A 15,801-nucleotide genomic window follows, 5' to 3' on the forward strand; every position below is an offset into this window, starting at 1 on the left:
TGGAGTGGCCAAGCTTGGTGCAAAATACCGCGACTCCAGAACTCACCTCGAAAGCTCTCGACCAAGGGTGGAAACCCACGGCTCGAGAGCTTTTTTTTTACGAGACTCCCGACTCATCCACGAGAGGGACTGACCATACGACCACGCAATTCCATAAATAAAAAATTGATTTTCATACAACGCCGTATCACGAACACTTAGCGAGTATCCGATGCCAAATAACTCGACCAAGATTCGACAAGAGATGATCGCCTTACTCGGCAAAATCATAGGTGAAGGCCCGATCACTCCTGAACTCCAGAGCCAGTCCTTGAAAATGTTTACAACGATCATAGAACATTCTGGTGATCTGGAAACCGGAACCGCACTTGCAGCAGAGGCGGCCCCCGACTTCACGGCGACCGCCGCAGTCGGGAACCGTCGCCTCGTTTACGTCCACGGCATCTGTCCACACGCCAGCGGATTTTCTTCCCCGTGGTGGAACGCCCTTCAACCGTTCGTCCCCACCGCGTTTGGTCCCGGGGCGTTAGGGAGCACTCGGCTCGAAGTGCTCTGGAGCAATCTTGTGAATCAAGGGCTTGCCGTCATGGCGGCGGTCGGCGGAATCGACGGACCCACGGGCGTCGCCGAGTTGGAGCAAGCGCGTTTGCAGGCTGCCGCGGAAATCAAGGATGCGCTCCGCGACCGAGCCGATCAGCACATGCCCATTAACCCTACTCCAGCCAATGCTCTGGGCGCAGCCCCAACCGCCGGAGCCCCCCCTTTGGGTGACATCAGCATCCCCGGCTTCAACTGCATCGACGATTTCTCGATCTATCTGACCAACAGCCATGTCCGCCAACTGATTATCGACCGCTTCACTGCCGTGGTTCGCCCTGAGTTGGTCGCAGGACATGAACTCGACATCATCAGCCACAGTTGGGGCACCGTGGTGGCTTACGAGGGCTTACGGCAGTTGGAGGACGAAGGGCAGATCGCACCCCGGGTGCGTAATTTCTTCACCGTCGGTGCCGCCCTCTCCATCGGCCCCGTGAAGCTACGGCTCCGACCGGCCAACAAAGACGGGAGAAAGCCCTCGAGCGTTCAACGCTGGATCAACCTTGATGCCTATTGCGACCTCGTCGGCGGAGCGATCCAGGGACGCCCCTACGCCGTCGACAATGAATTCCTCAACCTCGACCCCTTTGGCTGCCAGAACATTCTGGGACTCGTCAACCCGCAGTGTTCGCATAGCTCTTACTTCCAGAGCGGCAATACGACGGTCAATCGCGATATTTTCGCACGATTCATTAATTGATCCGTCGGGAGCGGTGCAGCGCAGACGGCCTTGGCCCGTTCCGTCCCCCCCCCTCGGATCAGCACGCATCAGGGTATCGCCAGCGCCTTGGAGACGGCATCCTTGATCTGGTCCCCTCGCAAATTCATGGCGATCACCTTGCCATCGGGCCCGATCAACCAGATCGACGGGATCCCTTCCACACCATACTCCGCCGGAAGCGTGGCCTCCGACCAGGCGCCGAGGAATCCCTGGCCCCAGGGCAATCCTTGCTTGGCGACGTACTCCCGCGGCTCGTCTTTTGATGCGTCCAGGCTCAGGCCGATCATCGCGAACCGCTCATCCTTGCCGAACGCCTCGAAAGTCGCCTTCAGATGCGGCGTCTCGGCAAGACAAGGAGCGCACCAGGTCGCCCAGAAGTCGAGCAGGACGTACTTGCCCCGATAGTCGGCCAGGGCAACGGTCTTACCGTTGAGAGCGGGAACCTGAAAGGCTGGCGCAAGGTCGCCCACGCGCTTGTTCAGATTCAGAGGGATCTCACCCAGGTCGAGCGGTTCATCACTTCGCCCACCCTGTAGTTCGGGCACAACGAACTTCCGAGTAGCCATGCCCACAATCTTGGCGGCGGCAGACCGATCGTTGCCCGAGGGGGGCTCGTACACCTGGATCGACAGCCGATACGGGGCAGAGGGCACGTCGTCCACGTGGAACGAGCCATCGGGACCGATCCGGAGCGGGAAGCGGTGGAAGGCCCGCGAATACGCCTTGCTCTCCTCTGACTCCCACCACCAGCGCGACTGCTCTTTGGCGTTCAGGCCCTTGGGCGGCGTGGGACACTCCAGCGCCGTCTCGAACTGAAAGGAACCGTACGACCAATCCACCTGTCGGTCGAATCCCTTGGGGATGACGATCCGCCCGACGACGGGTTGCCCCTTCCCTCCGAGGGCCACGCTTCGCGTCTCACCAGACCGAACCTCAACCGTGGCGCTCTGGCCCGACGCCGTGGTCAAGCCTCTGGGCTCATGAAAAACGGGAGCAACCAGATAGAGGCCGGGGGGAACACGATCCAAGGCGAACTGCCCCTGGTCGTCGGCCAAGTCGTGGAACAGGTAGTACAGTTCCGTCCCCGGTCCGAAGGTCGGTTTCAGATCCCGCCCGATGGCCGGGCGTTGGCGATTCGCTTGGATCGCTTGACGCCCTCCCGGCATGGAGCCGATCCGGTAGGTCCCCTGGATGCGGCCCCAAGGACGAACGGTAACAACGGGATCGGCGGCCAGGTCCTGCGATGACAGTTCGCCAAAACCACGGTCGTGGAAGACGGCAATGGAGTAGTCCTCACTCTGGGCAGGGAATGAGAAGCGGCCATCGGGGCCGGTCTCCACCCATGGGTTTCGATCCCGCTGAGTGATCCGGCCATTGTTGATCGTCGGGGACAGTCCAGGCGTCACCAAGATAACTTCCGCCCCTGTAAGAGGGGTCCCATCAGGTAGGCGAACGATTCCGGCAATCGTCGTCCCCTTCTGAAGTTTGAAGTCGTAGACGGTATCTCCTTCGTCAACCTGGAAGGGTCGCGACACAGCCGGTTGATAACCCTCCGCCTCGATGCGGACGTGAGGCGTCCTCGGGTCATCGAGACTGATCTCGTATCGTCCCCCGGTCGCCGACCTGAGGTCACCGTACAACCAGTGCGGTGGCTTCGCGCCGTCGATCACAATTCCCGGGACCACCTTGAAAGCCTCGACCGGCTGGCCGGTCCCGGCATCGACGACCGAGCCATGGACGTGCAGCATCGGCGACAAGGTGATCTCGTCCCCTTGGGGGGAAGCCGTCATCGGCTTTCTCCGGATGGGCATGTAGTCCCCCATCGCAATGTCGACGAGAACCTCGTCGGCCGGAGCATCTTCCCAGCGGTAGCGTCCTTTGGCGTCAGAGGTGACCTTGACCTCCAGCGTGCGATAGCCACGCCAGGTGTCGACGACAACCCGCGCTCCGGCGACCGGCCGCCCTTGCCGATCGACAATTCGCCCGAAGAACGGCTGGGCGGGGGGGAGTTGGAAGTCGACCCGCTCGCGGCCCTGAACGGCCGGGAGCCGTTTCAGGTCGGGCGCATGCCCCTTGGCCTGAACGGTCAGTACCTGGCTCCCGGGCTTCACATGGAATTGGTAGTGCCCCTCGGCATCGGTCCGAGTGCTCGGAGGCTGGGGGGCCGAGAATCGATCGAGGCCGAGCTTCACGTGAGCATTGGGGATCGGCCGACCTTCGGCATCGGTTACCGTCCCGCTCAGCGTCGCTCCGCGTGTCATGACCATGACTGCGGACCGGGCCCTGAGTTGCTCGGGAGACGGCACTGGGGTATCGCCATACGATTGGTCGCTGACATACTCGGGGTGGACCAGCCGTGTGGAAACAGAAGAGGTGTCCGCAGGGACCAGGTTACACCGCCAGCGTCCTTGGGCGTCGGTCTTGGCCGGGAACTCGAAGACGTCGGTGACCGGCACGCCGTCGCCACGCTTAGAGTCGGCCCTGATGTAGACGGTCGCCCCCTCGATCGGCTCGCCCGTCTCGTCTCGGATCAGGCCGCCGATCGTCGCGGCCGGCTCCATCGGCAACGAGTACGACTCGGGAAGTCGCGTGTTCGCGGAGTCGTTCCACCACGTGATCGACTTGGGGACAAGCCCGTCCTTCCTTGCCCAGATCGCAACTGACGACACCACCTTGGGGGGAATCCCCTCAATCAGGTATCGACCGGTCTCATCGGTCATCGCCTTGGTCTGCAAGTCGCCGGCGCGAACTGTGAGTTGGACGCCGGGAATCCCTCGGTCAGTCCCAGGCTCAACGGCGCGAAACTCCATCGACCGCCCCACCACCGGGCTCGGCTTGGGAACCACCGTTTTCTCAGGCAAAGGGGTGGCCACGGCCTGGTTTTTTTCGCCGGTCTGCGCCAGGGCGAAGGCGCAAGCCGCCAGCATCAGCGTGCCAACGGCCAGCACCGAGGCCGCCGCTTTGAGCTTGGTGAACAGCATCGTCCGGATCGCCCCTTCCGCAAGGGCGAGGATTGAAGCGGAAGCAGCCGTCGCGATGTGGGCAGCGACTTCAGCCGTTCGGGTGGCCAACGCCTGGGGGACCGTCGTCGGGAAACCCCAAGGACCAGCCAACCCGACAGAGGGGGCCAAGCCTCGCGTGGTCAGCCGACGCCGCAACTGCTCCCGCGCCTGGGTCAGGCGGCCCTTGACCATCCCGGTCGTCCACTGGAGTTGCCGTGCGGCCTCCTCGTACGTCAAACCCTCAAGGTGACAGAGGACGACGGGCCTGCGATACTTCTCTGGGAGCCGGTTGACCTCCTCATCAATCACATCCCGCAGTCCGTCGACGTCCCGGAAGACGTCGGAGTCAACGGCCTCCGGCCTGGCAACCCGCCCTTCTTTCTCGCGGCGCCGCGCGGGGTCGGACCGGACGCGCGAGGCAACCCGGAAGGCAACCCCATAGAGCCAGGGGCTGAGTTGGCCCGGTTCCCGGAGCGTACCGGCCTTGCGCAGCAAGACGAGGAATGTCGCCTGAAAGGCATCCTCCGCGTCATGCGGGTCGTGCAGCAATCGACGACAGAGTCCCCAGACCATCGGGCCATGCCGGGCAATCAACGCCTCGAAGGCTGCCTCGTCGTGCCGGGCGGCGAAGTGCTCGAGAAGTTGCTCCTCGGTCATCCCCGAGAGAGTCCCCAAGCTGAAGACGCGCTCGATCTGCCGAAGAACCGCGCCGCGGTGTCCACTTGCCATACCGGTTGCCCCCAGAGTGGTCTCGTCATCTCCGAGAGATACTGCACGGGAGAGCCGGAGCGGAACGACTTTTTCTCAAAGTGGCTGAATATCCAATGCTTGGATCCCCCGGGGCCCCAGGTTCCCGCAGTCCCAAGAGAGGCGGTTCGTCCCGAGAGCAGGGCTGTACCCTCGATTTTCTCAGGCGAGCGGGTCAATGACGCGAAGGACAGAAAGCGATCCGTTCCCCGCTCGCCTTACGGACATGACTCCAAATCACCCACCGAATCGATCACCCAATAAAATTATCCACAAAATCAAATATAACAGGACGACTTGCCTCGCTTTTCGAGGTAGCGTTGATGATACTCTTCGGCCCGATAGAACGTGGAAGCCGGGGTAACCTCGGTCACGACCGGACGGCGGAAGCGGCCGCTCTCGCGGAGTCGCTCTCGGGATGCCAGTGCGGCCTTTTTCTGTTCTTCATCGTGGTAGAAGACGGCGGAGCGATACTGGGTGCCGACATCGGGTCCTTGGCGGTTGAGAGTCGTCGGGTCGTGGATTTTCCAGAAGAGGTCGAGGAGTTGGTCGTATGAGACCTTGAGCGGGTCGTAACTCACCTCGACCACCTCGGCATGGCCGGTGGTTCCCGTGCAGACATCCTGATAGGTGGGGTTTTCCAAGGTCCCGCCGAGATAGCCGACCGCGGCGTCGACCACCCCTTCGACCTGGCGAAAGGCGGTCTCGACTCCCCAGAAGCAGCCCGCCCCGAATGTTGCCTTCTTCATCGTGGTCTCCTCGTCCCTCAAGCTCAAATGCGAGGGGTTGATCGATTGATCCCATCCCTCCGTTGTACGCCCGGTGGGTTGTCTGGGACAATCCCAAGCGATCAGCCGGCCGCTGTGCTCTCGGAATTGGCGAGAAGAATCTCAAGATCGTTGGGCGCGATCGGCTTGACCAGGTGATGGTCGATCCCGGCCTCGCGCGATTTGCGGCGATCTTCCTCACGGCCCCAGCCGCTCATGGCCACCAGGAGGGTCGTCCGGAACCCAGGACGCTCACGCAGCCGCCGGGCCAGCTCATAGCCACTTGGGCCAGGCAGGCCGATGTCGAGCAGGACGACGTCGGGGTGGAACGAGTCGGCCAGCACTAGCGCGGAGGCCGCGTCGTAGGCCACGGCGACGTCCTGGTTCCAGAGCCTCGATAATAGCGAGGCCATCGACCGCGCGGAGTCCGTATTGTCGTCGACCACAAGGATGCGCCGCCGAAGCCTCGGACCGGGCGTCGCTCGCGATTTCGCGGCCGGTGGGTGGAACGATTCAGGCAGAGCGGGGATCCGGACGAGAAACTCACTCCCCAGACCAGGGCCAGCGCTCGAGGCCGTGACGCCCCCACCGTGCATCTCGACCAGGCGGCGGACCAAGTTCAAGCCAATCCCAAGCCCCCCTTGCGACTGGACGAGAATCCGCTCGGCCTGATTGAAAAGGTCAAAGACATGAGGAAGCATCTCGGCCGCGATGCCAATGCCCGTGTCAGAGACCCGGACCGTCGCCAGGCCGGCTTCGCGGCCAACCTCCACGTGGATCGTCCCCCCCGGCTTCGTGTACTTGTTGGCGTTGTCGAGCAGGTTGTCGAAAACCTGTTCGAGCCGGACGGCGTCCCCCTCGACCAGCAGGGGGCCGTCGGGCATCGTCACCGTGAGCACGGGTCCACCTTGTTCCCAGTGGGAGGTGAGGCTCTCCACAGCCCGTTGCACGGGTTCGGTGAGGTCGACAACCTCCTTGCGCAGCTCGATCTTCCCCCGGGTGATCCGGGAGACGTCGAGCAGGTCGTCGAGCAGTCGCGCCAGCCGGTCGACTTGCCGCTCCATCATCGCCTGGACCGGTTCGATCGCCGTGCCGGCGACCTCGGGCTTGAGCGTATGAAGTGCGTTGCGAAGCGGCGCCAGGGGGTTGCGAAGCTCGTGGGCGAGCATGGCGAGAAACTCGTCCTTGCGGCGTTCCGCCTCCTTGAGCGCATCTTCGGCCAACCGCCGCTCGGTCACATCCTGCCCCGCGCCGACGAAACGCACCACACGTTCGTGCGTTTCGTCCCAGATCGGCCGGCTGCTGTAGCGGATCCAACGGACCGTTCCATCCTGGGTCACGTTGCGGATCTCTTGCACCTCGGATTGCCCAGCCACCAGCCTTCGATGACTCTCCAAAACCAGGGCCCGATCGTCGGCGTGTACGAAGTCGGCCCATCCTCGGGCGTTCATCTCTTCGAGCGTTGTCCCGAGGATCCGGAAATACCCCGGACTCACGGCCTCGGCCGTAAGAGAACCGTCCAGGCCGATTCCCACGGTGTAAGTGAAGCCGGCCGTCAGGTCAGAGATCAGGCGAAGCTGTTCCTCGCTGGCTCGAAGCTCCTCCTCAGTCCGCTTACGGGCCGTGATGTCATGGGTATGAACGATGAGGCCGAACCGGGAAGGCTGGACATGGGCGGCATGCCAGGCATCCCGTTCCGGGAAAAAGAGTTCGAAGTCGACGGCCTGGCCGGTTTCCTTGACCTCTTGAAACTTGCGATCAAAGATCGAGCCAACGACCTCGGAAAAGACGTCACAAGCCAGTTGCCCCATCAGTTCCTCGCGAGTTCGCCCCAAAAGGCGCTCGGCCTCTCGGTTGAGCGCGACGAACCGCCACTGCTCATCCAAAAGACAGAATGGGCCGGCGATCACCTCGAGAATCTCCGATTCCGCCACAACGGCGGCCGACAACGGGAGACATTGACTCGGTTTCGCATATTTTGAGGCAAGATCCTGCTCGATGAGCTGAGCGAGGTAGGCAGTCAGGATCAGTCGGTCGGGCGTGCCGTCCTCGGCACACGTCGTGAGGCCGATCGCACCGATGAGCGGGCCGTCGGGAGTGTGGAGCGGCGCACCGGTCCAGGTGCAGTCGTCGAGGGGATGGGTGAGGTGGTCCGGTCCCACGACAGCCACCGGTCGGTCCTCGGCCAAAGCGGTGCCGGCCCCGTTCCTCCCTTTCGATGCTTCAGACCAGTCTGAACCGGGGAGGAGCCCCAACTTCGCCATCTTGGACGGGTCGTTGCCGACCGCGTGCAAGACAATGCCTTCGTGGTCGATCAGGTAGACGAGATGGGCGATGTGGCCAAGCGCCCGGTCGGCCCATGCAATGATGGGGCGGGCCGCCTCCAAGAACGCGCGGTTCTTGTCGAGGCGTTCGTGAAGGTCGGCGGAATCGAGGAGGGGCTTCCCGGGCGGCTTGTCCGAACCACAGACGTCCTCCTCAACCTCGACCTGAACACCCCGCCAGGATTCGAGGAAAACCTGACCCAGGCGACTATCGACGGGAAGCCCGTCGATAAATTGCCTCCAGCCAGTCTGCTGCCTCGGATCCATCTGATTTCGCATCGCCGGCCACCCGGTCGTGATACCCGTCTCCTGCGACGGCCGGTCATCACCTGTCCCGCAGTGGTTCTTGCTGCGAATTCTGGGCCGTTCACACGAATTTCTTCATCAACTCCCTTTTTGAAGGGTTGTCCTTCTGAGAATGGATCCGATGACCGAGACGGCGAAGTCGGAGCCGCCTCGGCCTTCGGGTACCCATCAAAAAAAGCGGGTGCAAAGCCGACGCTCAGCGAACGGGGGGATAGTAATAACGAGCGAGGACCCCGTTGCCATTCGTGCTCATGGCCGCCCAACTCCAGCGGTCTGACGGACCGCCGTAGGGCCGGCCGTAGAAAGGAAAGTCGCTGGTCCCGTAGCCCACGTAGCCCCGTGCAGGGCCGGGATAGGCTGCGTAGTAGCTATAGGGGGGCACGTAGAACGGGTCGGCGAATGTCGGGCCGGCCACCACCGGCGCGGTTCCCCAGCTCCCCCCATACACGACGGTCTGGGCCTTGGCAGACGAGCCAAGGGCCAGAGACAGAGCCGCGACGGCAAGCGCGGCGACGGGCGTCTTCATCGGTCTGCCTCTTTTGTGTCGGTCAAACCCAGTTGCAATGCCGGTCCGCATCGGATCGACAAATCCTGCGCAGAGAACCTAATCTAGCAAATCCGATTCCGCAGGGGAGAGCTTAACCTGGCAAAGAGGAGTCAAACTGGGGAATTCGCGTTGTGTCGGGTCCCGATCCGGTGTGGGTTCGCACGGAAGGGGGAGGGGGCTTGCCTCCCTGACTCGCTCCCCATCGCGTACGAGGAGTCGGTGCGAGGGATGATTGTCCGCGTGCCGTCGAGATCCTCGTCGCGGGCCGAAAGCGGAACGGGGGCCTGAATCACGACGTGAGTGGTCCCCACGAAGAAGAGCATGTAGGGCATGGGAGCCTCGTCGTCGACCCGCCGCACCAGCGCCGTCCAGGGCTCAGGCTGGATCGAAGGCAGGACGTGCAAACCGCAACCCAGCTCTCCGAACAGGCGCAAGTCAAAATCGTGGTCGGGGTTGACCACCCATTCCCTTGTGTCCTCGAACGAATGGAGCTCCGTTGCGGGCATGATCGAGAGAGCCATCTTGGCCAGGCCCTTCAGGGCCGCGATCGAAGTGCGTGACAGCGAGTTCAGCCCCGGCCCGATCCGCAATTGAGCGAGGAACGTCTTGAGGTCGGCCTCGACGCTCGACGCGAAGTGCGCGTGGCAATCGTCGCACTCCTCGTAGGTGAACAACGACCGGTTCTCCAGAAACGAGGGAAGCGCGAGCGGCGTCGCCGAAAACGTCGTAATCGGGGCCGCTTGCTCGCAGAACCGGCAAACCCGACGCACCTTGGAGCCAACGTATTGCGACTCGGGGGCCTGCAACGGGTAGAACGCGGCGACCTCGTAGTTCAGCGTCAGGAGAAGGTCCTGCTCGGCGGCGCACCAGTCCCCACGGTCGTTGCCGTGGCTGCCTCCTCGCCGCTCCCACCGAAGGTAGGCTTCATGTTCAATCTGGTCGGCAGTCGGAAACATGTCGGGGCTATCCTGCGATTCGATCGCCGAATGATGATTCATCCCTGGAGCCGAGACATCCGGTCTCATCGCAAACGATTTTAACGCCCAACCCCTCGAGCCAACAGATGGCCGATTGTTTCGGTTGCGTGGGCAGAGCACCCGGGGTCCCCAAAAACGCAAACGGAGGCGAAAACCGCTCCCATAACGGCCTCTGACCTCATCCCCCCCAAAAAAGAATCTCCGAGGCCCTACGGCAAAGGCCGCAAGGCTCCGGAGACATCTTTACGTAGATCCGGGTGAGCGTCCGTCACTTCGTGGCAAACGGTCGGCAGACTGCACTCAGCGGGGGGAAGAACCGCGAATCGCTCGCGGCGGGACCGACATCATCCCCCCCATACCACCCATGCCACCGCCCATACCGCCACCCATGCCGCCGCCCATGCCACCACCCATACCACCGCCCATTCCGCCACCCATACCTCCCATACCACCGCCCATACCACCACCACCGCCGGCACCCATGAGCGAGAGCGGGATGATCGCGAGGTCGGCGACCGGGTAGACGCGAATTTCGGTCGGCTGGTCTTCGGAGTCTTCATTGGTGATCGTCAGCAAGCCGTCCTTCACCGTGTAGGTCAGGCCGAGTTGCTTGAGCATGAGCCGAAGCGTCGTCTTGAGCGGCACACCTTCCAAGTCCAACGTCACGGGCGAAGTCATCGTCTTCTCGGCCTCTTGTAGGCCGACCGGGTCGACGTAGATCGGGATCCCGTTGTCGTTCGCGCCTGTGGTCGCGCTCTTGATATACTTCAGGACGTCTTCCAGCGGGGTCTCGTTGCCGAACGACATCGAGATCGGGTCATCCAGCTTGGCCAGGATCGACTTCGTCTTCGGGTCGCGATCAAGCAAGTCGACCGCGTGACCGTAGCGGCGGATCCGCTTCTCGGACAACGCCCGCCAATGGTCGGCGTCGGGATACTCGAGGGTAATCGTGTCGGGGAACGGCACGGCACCGCGGTCCACATCCTGAAGCGAGAGCATGAAGCGGAACTCTTTGAGCTGCTCGAATGCCAGCTCCTGGGCCAGGAAGCCCACAGTCCCAGCCACGAACACGCCTGCGCGGGGGGTCGGATCGTTGGGGACCAAGGCCCGCGCATTCTGAGCCAGCATCCGCGCCTCGTAGAAAGGGGCTGTGGCGGTCACGATGTCGCCCAGGCCGCCGTTGTAGAGGATGTTGTAGGTCCCCTGCGCCATCAGGCTGTCGAACTGGATCATCATCACATTGACAGTCGCCTGATTGCGTTCGACGAGGTCGAGCGCCCGGATCCGCTGTTCGGCCGAAGCCTCGCGACGGAGTTGCTCGGCCTGCTCCTGGACGATCCGCTCTTCAGCGCGGACGGTGGAGAGGAGTTGCGACTGGATCCGGCGATCGAGGTCGTTGCGGACCGCTTCGGGGACGTCGGTGGCCGATCGCGCAACAGTCTGCGCCAGGCGGAGCGTGGTGAGCGCGGCCTCGGGTTGCTTGGCGTTGACCAGGTCGCGGGCGGTTTGCAGGCGTTGGTTGATGTCGGCGACGAGTTGCTGGCGAACGACGTCGGAGACGCGGGCCGCTTCCTCGAGCGTAGCCTGGGGCTGGCGGTCGGCGGCAGGCGCAGTGCCGGCCGGGACCGGATCGGCAGGCGGGATCGCTTCGGCAGCCGGCGGCGCATCCGTCGGGGCCTGGAAGGCGACCTGGATCAGATCCAGGGCCCGCTTCGCTTCGCCGTTGCCGGAGTCGAGATCAACCGCCTTGCGGAAGAATGTCCTGGCCTGCCCGGACTGGCCCTGAGCGAGCGCCTGGCGGCCAAGGTCGGTCAGTTGCTGCGTCAAGGAGAGGGGCTCAGCGGAGCGGGCGGGGGTCCCCAAGAAAAGCGGGCCACCCAGCGCCAGGACTCCAACTGCCTTGCAGGAGCGGAGGCCGCGTAACATATTGAGCATCTCCAACGGGATAAAAGGGGAGTGCATATAAGGCGTGCGATAAGATCGATCGTGAGCGGCTTTGGATCGCGGTGCGCATTTGACAGCCCGCGTGAAGGAAAAGAGGGCACGGGAAGCGGCCTTCCCTCCGCGGTGAGCACACCTACGAATTCCATCGAAAAGAGACGTCCCCGCAGCGGCCAAGACTTCTGGCAGTTCTCACCCTCTCAGAAAGCGAAAGGCTTGCCATGCTCGGGCGGGAGCGATCGATCCGAAAGACCAGCACTTATCCCCGACAAGATGGAGAAGCTGGTGAAGCGAGGTGACGGCTTCGATTATGCGCCCTGGTTCATGAGGGGTCAAGCGCTCGTGGTCCGTCACCCTCGACAATCAACAAAAGAGGGGCTGGGCGACTTCACTCTGTCTTTTTCAAGAACGGCTTTTTTCGAGCGATTTTGAGAGAAAAAGGGAATCAGCGGCGAACCACCTCAAGCATCCACCCAGGAAAGCGACAGCCGGAACTCTCCCGAAGGAGCTTGGATCGTCGCTTCATACTTCGCCAAGTCGTCGATCGGATGCCGGGCGACGAAGTCCGGGATCGTCCGCAGGCAGCCTTGCATCAACTCGAGTTCCCAACCGAACGGAGGTCGCATCGACAATCCGCGTTCCTTTCGAAAAATCGAAGGATAGGCTTCGGGGCTCACCACTTCCCATTCGTACGCTTCAATGGCGTCCAGGTCACCGTCGGAGATCCCCGAGTCGTCGTCATAAGTGACGGTCAGGGCGACCGTCTCGCGGGCGTTCGCTTCATCGGACATGCGGCCCGACCAGAGTTTCTTGAGGACCTTGAGGTCATCGTAGAGCGCCAGCCCAAAGGTCAGGCCGCTCTGTCCCATAACGACGGCAAAGCGGGGGCCACTTTCGAGCCGGTCACATTCCACCTGGATCGCCGTCTCATAACCCAGCTTTCGCCAGGGCGCACTCCGGTAGAATTCGGCCGCCGCCTGATAGAAACCGGCGACCTGCTCAGGGGTGACCCCAGGCATGTCGAGCAAACTCGGGGGCTGATCGCCGGCCAGGTCGCGCTCGAGTTCCTCAAAGACGTGATCGATCTGGTCGAGCATGTCCAAGGCCTCGATTTCGACTTCGATCGCATTGAGGTGAGGCGTGAGTGCTCCCCACGGTTCACCGGTGTGAACTTGCAGCTCCGTCGGGCGATGCGCTTCGCCCATGATCGGCGACTGCATGGCGGAAACAAGCTGATCCCAGAGCAACTCCGCCGTGGGAGCGTCTTCGACGAGGGTTTGAGAGAGGATCAGGTCGTGAGTCCGGCTGGTGACGAGCACAACCCAGGGATGAATGAGCACACCCCCGAGTTCGGTCCGGGAACGAAGTTGACGGGCGTCGGCCTGCCAGACATCGAACGCTTGCCGAAGGCCCAAGAGACGTTTCTGGGCCAAGGGGGATGGCCCTTCCCACTTTGACCGCCGCGTCTTGGGCGCCTTCGGTTTCGGTCCTGCCCCTTTGAGCCAGGCCAGGGCCCCGGGCGTCGACTTCCACCCCCCCATGGCCGAACCGGCGTAAAGGATCGCCTCATTGACATCGCCAAGGCCATAGAAGGCAGGCTGTTCGCGCGGCATCGGCTTTTTGCCAAGCAGGAAGTCGGGGACGTGCTTGTTGATTCGCTGGGCCGCTTCGAGCTCTTTTTGGGCGGAAGGCGCATCGCCATCCCGACGGAACGCCAGCAATGCCTTGGTGTAGACCCAGGCGGCCGTCGCCTCATCGTACGCATCAAGGAGGCGGGCGAGTTCGTCGAACCGATCCATGTTGAGCAGCCAGCCCGAGAGGACGTAACGCAACCCTTGGTTGTCGCCCGGGTTGAGCTGGAGCATCGCCTGGAGGTGCGTGATCGCCTCATCGCGATGCCCCAAGGTCCAGAGGACATCCGCGAGGCCAAATCGGGCGCGCATGTACGGGCGGGTCTCGAGGAGACCCCAGAAGTGCCCCGCATGCGTCTCGAAGGAATCAGGACCCAGGGAGCGCTCGCCGGCCGCGACCCCTTGGCGGTAGAACTCCAGCGCGTCCTTGCGGGTCCTGGCAAGCTCGGCAAGCAGGATGTAAGCGTCGGTACAGTCGGGCGAAATCTCGAGCGCCTTCCGGGCAAGCTCAGCACGCTTCCGTTTATCGGTGATGTCCAGCGCCTGGAGCACGAGTTCCTCAGCCTGCCCCTGGGGCGTGTCGAGCGCGTTGGCGTGGGTGCCGGTCGCTCGACCCAGGAAGTCCCGCATGGCCGCTTCCAGAGCAATGGGGTCAGGAAACCCGGGCACAGACTCCTCCGTTTGCCCAGTTCGAGGGAGCTTTTTCGAAAGCTTCTTGCCTGGTCGCTTCTTGGCCATTGACCGATCCCCAAGCTTCGTATCGCCATCGGAATGGACCGCCCCATCCCCCTGATCTTAGCCGGAACAGCGACGATCCGTCAGGCCTAGAGTCCGCCCTTTTGAATCGATCCGCCGCCGAATCGTCGACGGAATCATGGGTTCCGTTCCGCGACGACGCGGCCGGGGCAGACGAACGAGATCCCTTGGGTGCTCGCCGTCCCGATCATGACGGCCTCGGCCACGGGGGCGCTGACGGGCCGCTCGGCCACCCACTCGAGCACGTAGCTTGCCGAATAGCCGCCGGTCGAGTCGCTCTCTTCGACGAAGAAGTCCATCGATGCCAGGGGAGCGATCCGCAACGGCTTCTTGAGCGCGTCTCGGACCAGGCGGCCATCTCGGTCGTGATACTTCACTGAGACAAGGATGATCGGCTGAACCCGATCGGTGTTCCGCACGCTAAGCGTCACGGCCAGGCCGAACGGACGCGCATCATTTGACGTGAAGACGTGAGAATAGACAGGAACATAGACCGTTTGCCCCGCCACGGCCTGGAAGTCAGGGCCGATCACAAACTCGGCCACCCCCGGGCGAGGCAGACCGCCAAGCGGGGAAGCCGGGCCGGGAGCTCCGGCTCCAGGGCCTCCCCCTGGGCCGCACGAAGTGCCTGAGACAAGAAGACTCGCCAGAACAATCGCGGCGCCGACGACGGTTCTTCGCATGCGACATTCCGAAGCACTCGAGTCAAGCGGGAGAGGGACCTGACTCTCAGGATACCACAGGTGCTCCCGCCATCGACTCTGCCGCCCCCGTTGGCCCCGATCTTTCGCCGGTCCTGAGTGCTCGGGCCACTGTGGTTAACATCCCGAGGTCCAGGACCGCCAGGCTCAACGACCCGACCGCGAGCACACCGAGAGTGACCTGGGCCGGCGAACCGCCGATCGTCGCCAGGGACTGGATCCCTCTGAGCAACACGCCAACACTGGCAAGATAACAAAGGAACTCCGCCCAACGCGCACGGACGGGAATCTTGAGCAAGTCCACATGCCGGGCGAGCGTCCCCAGCATGAGCAAGAGCAAGGCCATCACGAAGGCCAGCACAAGCCCCACGAAAAAGTCAGACCGGGTGCCCGGATGCCGAACCAAGGCCACAATTGCCATCGGCAGAATGGCGACTCCCCCGAGGCAGCAAACCCACTGTCCCAGTTTGGCGTCGAACCCGGCTTCGCTGATTTGACGCCCGAGCACGGCCGGCAAGAAGGTCATCGGAGTTCTCCCCTTTTCGACAAGGTCGCACACGAATGATCGTCGCCTTCACAAACTCGCCACGCAATCCTACGACATTTGCCAGAGGCAAACAAGCGGCATTCGGTGGTCGAGGTAAAATCACCCTCGCTCGTGCCTGGGCGACACCTGCGGAAGGGGAGCCGCGATAGAATGAGAGAAGCAGGCGGTTTCCGGAGGTCCGGGACACAAGCCTTTGCAGATGGCCCCCCCAAAAAAAAGATGCGGGCGGGGCGTCCG

The 15,801-nt window shown here is 62.8% G+C and carries 10 protein-coding genes; 1 reads left to right on the plus strand and 9 read right to left on the minus strand.

Features of this window, described 5'->3' with window-relative positions; all coding sequences use genetic code 11:
* Positions 1–211: 211 nt before the first annotated feature.
* Positions 212–1,297: a hypothetical protein gene (locus SINAC_RS16905; protein ID WP_015246847.1), complete on the plus strand. Its 1,086-nt coding sequence runs from the start codon at positions 212–214 to the stop codon at positions 1,295–1,297.
* A gap of 68 nt (positions 1,298–1,365) precedes the next feature.
* On the opposite strand, the gene SINAC_RS16910 is transcribed toward SINAC_RS16905, so the two are convergent.
* From SINAC_RS16910 to SINAC_RS16950, 9 genes are all read right to left on the minus strand, one after another.
* Positions 1,366–5,049: a sigma-70 family RNA polymerase sigma factor gene (locus SINAC_RS16910; RefSeq protein ID WP_015246848.1), complete on the minus strand. Its 3,684-nt coding sequence runs from the start codon at positions 5,047–5,049 to the stop codon at positions 1,366–1,368.
* Positions 5,050–5,345: 296 nt separating this feature from the next.
* Positions 5,346–5,816 carry a peptide-methionine (S)-S-oxide reductase MsrA gene (msrA, locus tag SINAC_RS16915; RefSeq protein ID WP_015246849.1) on the minus strand — a complete coding sequence of 157 codons (471 nt, stop codon included), beginning with the start codon at positions 5,814–5,816 and terminating at the stop codon, positions 5,346–5,348.
* A gap of 101 nt (positions 5,817–5,917) precedes the next feature.
* Positions 5,918–8,437 carry an ATP-binding protein gene (locus SINAC_RS16920; RefSeq protein WP_015246850.1) on the minus strand — a complete coding sequence of 840 codons (2,520 nt, stop codon included), beginning with the start codon at positions 8,435–8,437 and terminating at the stop codon, positions 5,918–5,920.
* A gap of 223 nt (positions 8,438–8,660) precedes the next feature.
* Positions 8,661–8,990 carry a hypothetical protein gene (locus SINAC_RS16925; RefSeq protein WP_015246851.1) on the minus strand — a complete coding sequence of 110 codons (330 nt, stop codon included), beginning with the start codon at positions 8,988–8,990 and terminating at the stop codon, positions 8,661–8,663.
* A 131-nt stretch (positions 8,991–9,121) separates the two neighbouring features.
* A complete protein-coding gene (locus tag SINAC_RS16930) occupies positions 9,122–9,967 on the minus strand; it encodes a DUF2934 domain-containing protein (RefSeq protein WP_015246852.1) in 846 nt (281 codons plus the stop codon).
* A gap of 321 nt (positions 9,968–10,288) precedes the next feature.
* Entirely contained in the window at positions 10,289–11,914 is a 1,626-nt protein-coding gene (locus tag SINAC_RS16935) for a hypothetical protein (protein ID WP_015246853.1), read from the minus strand.
* A 476-nt stretch (positions 11,915–12,390) separates the two neighbouring features.
* Positions 12,391–14,229, minus strand: a complete 1,839-nt coding sequence (locus tag SINAC_RS16940; RefSeq protein ID WP_237722501.1) for a DUF7309 domain-containing protein — start codon at positions 14,227–14,229, stop codon at positions 12,391–12,393.
* Between the two features lie 203 nt (positions 14,230–14,432).
* The gene (locus tag SINAC_RS16945) at positions 14,433–14,999 is read right to left on the minus strand and encodes a DUF3124 domain-containing protein (protein WP_015246855.1); all 567 of its coding nucleotides are present in this window, start codon (positions 14,997–14,999) and stop codon (positions 14,433–14,435) included.
* Between the two features lie 46 nt (positions 15,000–15,045).
* Positions 15,046–15,543 carry a hypothetical protein gene (locus tag SINAC_RS16950; RefSeq protein ID WP_015246856.1) on the minus strand — a complete coding sequence of 166 codons (498 nt, stop codon included), beginning with the start codon at positions 15,541–15,543 and terminating at the stop codon, positions 15,046–15,048.
* Positions 15,544–15,801 lie beyond the last annotated feature (258 nt).

It is taken from the genome of Singulisphaera acidiphila DSM 18658 (genome assembly GCF_000242455.2).
Lineage (GTDB): Bacteria > Planctomycetota > Planctomycetia > Isosphaerales > Isosphaeraceae > Singulisphaera > Singulisphaera acidiphila.

Excerpts from the sequence above, each read along its gene's own strand:
- SINAC_RS16905 (WP_015246847.1), top strand. The coding sequence starts at position 212 with ATGCCAAATAACTCGACCAAGATTCGACAAGAGATGATCGCCTTACTC.
- SINAC_RS16910 (WP_015246848.1), bottom strand. The coding sequence starts at position 5,049 with ATGGCAAGTGGACACCGCGGCGCGGTTCTTCGGCAGATCGAGCGCGTC.
- msrA (WP_015246849.1), bottom strand. The coding sequence starts at position 5,816 with ATGAAGAAGGCAACATTCGGGGCGGGCTGCTTCTGGGGAGTCGAGACC.
- SINAC_RS16920 (WP_015246850.1), bottom strand. The coding sequence starts at position 8,437 with ATGCGAAATCAGATGGATCCGAGGCAGCAGACTGGCTGGAGGCAATTT.
- SINAC_RS16925 (WP_015246851.1), bottom strand. The coding sequence starts at position 8,990 with ATGAAGACGCCCGTCGCCGCGCTTGCCGTCGCGGCTCTGTCTCTGGCC.
- SINAC_RS16930 (WP_015246852.1), bottom strand. The coding sequence starts at position 9,967 with ATGTTTCCGACTGCCGACCAGATTGAACATGAAGCCTACCTTCGGTGG.
- SINAC_RS16935 (WP_015246853.1), bottom strand. The coding sequence starts at position 11,914 with ATGTTACGCGGCCTCCGCTCCTGCAAGGCAGTTGGAGTCCTGGCGCTG.
- SINAC_RS16945 (WP_015246855.1), bottom strand. The coding sequence starts at position 14,999 with ATGCGAAGAACCGTCGTCGGCGCCGCGATTGTTCTGGCGAGTCTTCTT.
- SINAC_RS16950 (WP_015246856.1), bottom strand. The coding sequence starts at position 15,543 with ATGACCTTCTTGCCGGCCGTGCTCGGGCGTCAAATCAGCGAAGCCGGG.